The organism is Nonomuraea spiralis (assembly GCF_014648435.1).
Lineage (GTDB): Bacteria > Actinomycetota > Actinomycetes > Streptosporangiales > Streptosporangiaceae > Nonomuraea > Nonomuraea spiralis.
Window position 1 is genome coordinate 1 of the sequence record NZ_BMRC01000070.1, and the last position, 5,980, is coordinate 5,980.

The 5,980-nt window shown below is 57.9% G+C and carries 4 protein-coding genes and 1 pseudogene; 1 reads left to right on the forward strand and 4 read right to left on the reverse strand.

All coding sequences use genetic code 11. The annotated features are described in order from the left end of the window. Positions 1–155: 155 nt before the first annotated feature. From IEZ27_RS53195 to IEZ27_RS55240, 3 genes and pseudogenes are all read right to left on the reverse strand, one after another. A complete protein-coding gene (locus IEZ27_RS53195; RefSeq protein WP_189654282.1) occupies positions 156–620 on the reverse strand; it encodes a hypothetical protein in 465 nt (154 codons plus the stop codon). A 129-nt stretch (positions 621–749) separates the two neighbouring features. Beyond that, positions 750–1,415, reverse strand: a complete 666-nt coding sequence (locus IEZ27_RS53200; protein WP_189654283.1) for a DUF4240 domain-containing protein — start codon at positions 1,413–1,415, stop codon at positions 750–752. A gap of 117 nt (positions 1,416–1,532) precedes the next feature. Continuing rightward, positions 1,533–1,613, reverse strand: a pseudogene (locus IEZ27_RS55240) (acyl-CoA dehydrogenase family protein); the annotation flags it as partial. Positions 1,614–1,862: 249 nt separating this feature from the next. Between IEZ27_RS55240 and IEZ27_RS53210 the strand changes: the two are divergent. Then, positions 1,863–2,117 (forward strand): hypothetical protein, encoded by a 255-nt coding sequence (locus IEZ27_RS53210; protein WP_189654284.1) that lies wholly within the window; start codon positions 1,863–1,865, stop codon positions 2,115–2,117. A 433-nt stretch (positions 2,118–2,550) separates the two neighbouring features. Here the strand turns inward: IEZ27_RS53210 and IEZ27_RS53215 are convergent, their stop codons facing one another. After that, complete coding sequence (locus IEZ27_RS53215) at positions 2,551–5,376, reverse strand: DNA methyltransferase (protein WP_229825331.1); 2,826 nt, start codon at positions 5,374–5,376, stop codon at positions 2,551–2,553. Between the last annotated feature and the right edge of the window lie 604 nt (positions 5,377–5,980).

The window sequence follows — 5,980 nt, forward strand, 5'->3', positions numbered from 1 at the left end:
GAAGCTACGTTGCAGCCCGTCCAAGGCCGGCCACCTGTGCAAGGCCATCGCCGTCCTGCAAAATCACCGAGTCGCGCAGGCGGCGCGAGGATGAAAAACGTTCACTGGGAAAACGTCACTGCCTGACTCCTGTGCTGCCCGTCGGCTTCGCCGCGTCAGTCCGCGCCGGGGTAAGCGGTGGTGCGCCACCAGTCGCCGGCTTTCAGATGCTCGATCAGCCGTGAGTCGGTGACCACCACGTCGTAGTCGGCCCCTACGTGTATCTCCTCGCATCGGAGGAAGGCAGCGGCGGATTCAGGAGACATCTCGTTGAACGGCCCCTCATCCTCCCAGGGAAATCCTCTGCCACTTTCGGACAGCCGTTCTTCGGCCGCCGCCGTGAAGGGGTAGTTGCGCGTCGCAGTGCGCTCCACACTCTCGACGAAGTCGCGATTCATCCCGTCGTCCTCGTCAACAAGAAGGTCCAGTATGGACTCATCCTCTTCCAGATCGCGGAGGAAGAAGCTCTTGTCGGGCAGCGGCCAGTGCCAGACGTCCGGGTTGAAGGCAGTTACCCGCAGTTGTATGCGGCGACGCGCTGGATCGACGGCCAGCACCCTTACCGCGTAGAGATCAGTCACGACGCCATTCTCCGCTCAGGCACCCCCGCATCGTCAAAGGCCTCATACGCAGCCTCCACGCCCTGCGCGAGCACACCGCCCCGCTCTGGACCTCAACGCAATCCGGAAGTGATCACCAGCGAGAAAACCTCACCGGGTAAGGCCGTATTGCCTTGCGAGCTGTGGCAGACGACGAACGAACTCCGCCTCGTCGTCGAAATCCCATTTCTCACCGTCGGGCTGCGCGTGAAAGGTGAGAAAAGGAAACTTGCTGTCGACACCCCGTGCGCGAACCGCCTCCCGCAAACTGTCCACCTCCAGGCCGGTCACCTGCACGTACGACCCGAAGGTGACGTACGCGAAGGACTCGAACTCCGGGTTCTCCTCACGTGGCCACACTTCTCTGCGGACGCGAGTGACCCTCTTGAGCCGGAACCTGCCGTCGCTGGACCAGGTCGTCCGGCGGTGAACGAAATTCTTCATCCACTCGAAGAGGCGTTGCACATCCGGCAGCTCAAGGATCCGATCAGGACAGTCGGCGACCTTCTCGAAGGCATCACGACCGCGGCTGATCAGCCAGCTCACGAAGTACTCGAAGCCGTCTGACGAGCCGAATCCGGTGATGGTCCAGTACACCGCGTACATGTCCCAGGAGCAGGCCCGGCTGGCACACACCGTGAACCAGACCTCGTAGTCCACGATCTCCTCGGCGGACAGGCCGCAGAGTTGATCCTCAAGCCACTCCAGTCGCGCCGACCTGGTGCCGGTCTCGCGGGCCGAACGCTCCACCAGTTCCCAGAAGCCGTCAATGTCCATAAGCCGCGATCATGGCACCTCGCGTACCTCGCGGCCAGTGATCACGGAGCGGCACCACCAACATGCGTAACCCGGCTTCGCGCATGATCACTCACCGGGTTCCCGCACGTCGATCATCTACTTGAGAACCTGGCGCGCCATCACCATGCGCTGGATCTGGTTGGTGCCCTCGTAGATCTGGGTGATCTCCGATGCCCTGCGCGGCTACCAGCGAAAATCTATCGATCAGAAGCCTGACCAGGGGTTACTGTTGCGACCGGCTCTCGTCGTTTTTCACTGTTCTCGACCCTCCCACGGAACAGCGACGGAACAGAGCAGGAGGCCTCTCATGGCGATCCCGAAGAAGGGTGCGCGACTCATCACCTCGATGGCACCGCGTTCCACTGGCGCGTCCGCCGTAAGCCCACGTATTTCCACGGGAACAGCTGGGGCCTAATGACGTTCGCCGTGGAACTGGCCGACACGTCGGGTCGCATCCTTCTGGTGTCGCTCCCCTGCTCACGCCCGGACGCCTGGTGGGGAGAACGGACGATGGCCATACGGCCGGCGCTCGTGACGGCGACCATACGCATGGCGCTGAACCACGGCTGGGATCCGCAACAAGCCAGCAACGCCTACGAGCTTGCCCTCACTGACGAGGACCTCAGCGAGCTGATGAACGGCCAGCCGCCTGGTTACGACGTCCCCTTTATGCAGAGATAGCTTCGGCATACAGGCATCAATGGTCGGGCGGGATAGGGAAGCCGTATCGCGCAGAAATCTCTCGAACGGCGCGCTTACACGCGGAGTAGACGGGCTGGAAGTCGGAGTAGCGGAACTTGACACTAGCGAAGGGCTCCTCCCCGCAGGGGATACCTTCGTTGGTCCCATGCCATCCACAGCGCCTGGCCTGGCCCTCGGTCTCCGGCTTGTGATTGCTCGGGTCAAACGGCATGACCCAAATGATCTTCTTGGCATCCATATATACAACGTACGCTAAAATTACCGGGCCCGCCGCCGATGTACAGCAGCTCGTCGGCTATGTGAGTCTATGAGGCACGCCACTACCTATCACGATAGTTTCGTTGGATGTCCTCTTCATGCCGTAGCAGTTTCATGCGATCTGCAAGTACGGCCTATGCACGTGCCAGGCTTTTTATCGGAGACGGTAGTCGGAGACTCGGACACCCTTTAACCCGGATCCACCAGGGCCGCGTACTGCAACAGGGGAGTCCAAGAGATCCTGATTAAGCGCGAAAAGTTGAGCGAGATAATCATCCTTATCTGTGAAGCCGTAACACGCCAGCACGGCCTTATTTAGATCTTCATGGAGATCACGTAGCTTACTCTTACCGGGTAGTCTCAGATCGTTGTATTGCCTTGCCAGGGTAATGCCCCGCTCAAGGTAATCGCTGCGCAGCTCTACGATGGAACCGCTGATTTCGGCTACTGAAGCTGCTTGCCTCTCAGATAGCTCTTGAGGCCACGGGAAGCTGTCGAATACTGTCGTGGACGTATAGCGAGGGTCGCCCTTGAAGCGGGAGCAGCGTGCGACAATCCAGGCTTGGTGGAGCGCGGAGCTCAAGATGCCAAAGGAGTAATCATCGGCGAAAGCGAAAACAGTCATGGCGTCGCTAGGATGGACCGTCGAGTCGACGAATTCAAAGACCGTATCGCGATTTACGCTCGCCACTCGAGAGGTGGCAAGATAACGATCGATGCTAGCAAGAGCGTCTAGCATATCGTTGCGTCGATAGCCGAGTTGCCACCAAGTAGATAAGAAGCCGGCATGATGTCGATTCGGCCTGGCCTTCGGGTTCGCGGCAAGCAGTATAGCGGTCTTAAGCTCTTCCTTCTCGGCGGCACGCCTACGCTCCGGAAGGACCTCATTTTTGAGCTGTTTAAGTAGATGTGGATAGCGCGCCTCTACTTCAAATAGCTCCTCGTGTTCGATATCAATCACCCAGCGATCGATATCGATCTTGTTCAGCATCTCGCGTCCACCGAGAAACGGATGGATGGCATCGGATGCGCTGGGCTCCATCGCGAGGACCGCCCTATATTGCTTTTCGTTAAGCACAAAACCCTTTGTGACGCCTGGAGTTTGACCCTGGAAGCAAACTTGAGGTTTCCGGTTTGCGGCAAGCGGCTCCGCGTCGCGTACATCGAAGTCAGGCGCTAAAGATCCCGGGATGTAGTCCATTTCCAGACGTAAATCGCCATTGTTAAGCCACAGAATCTTGGGTGTAACATCCTCCTCCTTGCTCCAATTCACTATCGACACATGTACAGATGCATCGCCTGGCCATGGCTGACTTGATAACGCGTTGAAAATTACTCCGCCGTTATCCGTGACGTAATCTAGACTCGCTTTGCGCCCTTCCACCAGGCGTATAGCGGATGTTGCTACGAAGCCAGCCCTGCCCCCTGCGGGAAGGCGGTCGTGTGCTAGAGGGAACCAATAGCACACGTAGTCGGAAACGCCGCCTATTCTGGGATACTTCGTGGCTAGCCGATTCGTGTATTCCGGGCCTAGTTCGTCGTTCATGAAACGGCGGCCAAGGTAGGGCGGGTTTCCGATGATGACATCCGCCTCAGGCCATGGGCTGAAAAGTGCATCTCTTGCTACGATGACGCTATCTAAGTTTGCGAGTGGAAGCGTCTCTTGGTTGTCATCGAGTTCAACAGACGACAGCTTCTTGGCGAGCATCATTGTGACTTTGGCGATTTCTACGGCGAAGCTATTGATGTCCATGCCGAAGAAATGGTCTGCTGGTACATAGGAGATCGCGCCTTGACCGTATAGGCTGCCGCGCCGTCGCTCCCCGATGAGAGTATTGATTTCGTGTTCGAGGCGGCGCATCTCACGATAGGCGACATAGAGAAAGTTGCCGGAGCCACAGGCCGGGTCGAGGATCTTGAAGCGAAGCATATCGCCAAGAAGCTTCTCCAGTTCAGGAATACTGCCCGCTTTGAGAATCTTCTCTCGCCATGGCTCGACAATAGTAGGCCCCACAACTTTGACGATGTCGGCTTGGCTGGTGAAGTGCGCTCCCCACGCGTGCCGTTCGCCCTTGGACATCGACCCTTCGAATAGAGTGCCGAAAATCTCTGGACGAACAGCCGCCCAATTTGTTTGTGACGCTCGATGTAGGAGTTCCAGCTCTTCTGCGCTGGGTTCGATTGCTGTTATGTTCGCGAAGAGTCCGCCATTGAAGTAAGGCGTTCCCTTGTAACGCCCAGCAGGTGTGGTACCGGGGGTGTTCATCTCGCGAAACAGCCCCGTTAGTAGGTCGTAGGCGCTGCCGCCGTCCATCGACTCTTCTAGGGCGTGAGTAAACATGTGGCGTGGGAGGAGGCCGATGTCTTCGGAGAACATGGCCATCACTGACTGAAGAGTGAAGTGCTGTGCGGCGTCCCGGGGTATTCCTCTAGCATGCATTGAGGTGAATACTTCTGCGACCGAAGCCGCTGCCTCCCGCGTCACTGCAACGAGGTCGTTATTGAAGCTAGGTTTCACGTCCTCGGGGAGAAGAAATGAGAGTGCTTCATACCGTTCTGGTAGCTGATCCAGTAGTACGCAATCAACCGGTGCGTCCATCTGGTTGTCGAAGTCGTATACCCAGAACTCGTCGAAATTGCACAGAGTCACATAGCGGGGGCGATGCGGGACCGCGTCGACCCAGTAGTCAAAAGCTTGGCGGTAGTGGCGGGAGAGATCTGCTCTCGCCTTTTTCATCTCAATAAGGCATCGCGGCTTCCACATCAGGTCCGCGAAGGCAGTCCCTTTGGAATCGCGTTTTTTGATACGTGTCTCTAAGGAAGCTCCAGCTTCATGTATTCCGCCATGCCCGAAGGCGCGAAAAAGCCTGTCTAGGAAGACTTGTGCCTCGCCCTTCTCGTCTCCGGTCAGGTGCTCACGCCGGAATCGGACAAAATCTGCCAAGCTGGCACGAATGTCCTGCGGGGGGGTAATGGTCACGTATGCACATTAGCCCTGCTTGTGCCTATGGGGCAGGGGGCTATCGAAGTGTGATCGTTCGTTGTTGCGCATGTAACTAGTGTCCGAAATGCGGCCGATTGGAGTTCTTTGCTCCAATCTTGTCTTGCTGTACCTCGAGGCCCGCCAGGGGGTGTCACTACCATTCTAGTCATCAATGTAACTTTTGTCCGCTTTCGTCTCTTTGTTATTTCACACCAATATCGTTCGGTCGCCCGGAAGGACTCGCTTAGTGCCTTGTGTGCTCAGTACGAAGATGGGAACACCCTCCAGAATGGTGTGCTGTCGCCGTTCGTCGGGTGACGGCATGCGGGCGCTGACCTCTGTGGGTTCCGAGATAACTACTCGCTCGACTGGGACTTGAGGGCGAACGTACGGCCTTACGCTTCACGGTGACGACCAATCCCTCGCTGCGTAGTACCCCGAGCGCCTGGCGTACGGCGACGCGGCCGAGCTCGTACTGCTGCATCAGCCGAGTCTCTTAGGGGAGTGCCTGGCCAGGCTTCAGCCGGCCAGCTGCGATGTCCGCGCGGATAGGGTCGGAGAGCCGCCGCCGTGCTTGCACTGGTCGGCCTTCTCACCGCCT

What these genes read in the sequence shown, in the direction of transcription:
- IEZ27_RS53200 (WP_189654283.1), bottom strand. Translation starts at nt 1,415, where the DNA reads ATGGACATTGACGGCTTCTGGGAACTGGTGGAGCGTTCGGCCCGCGAG.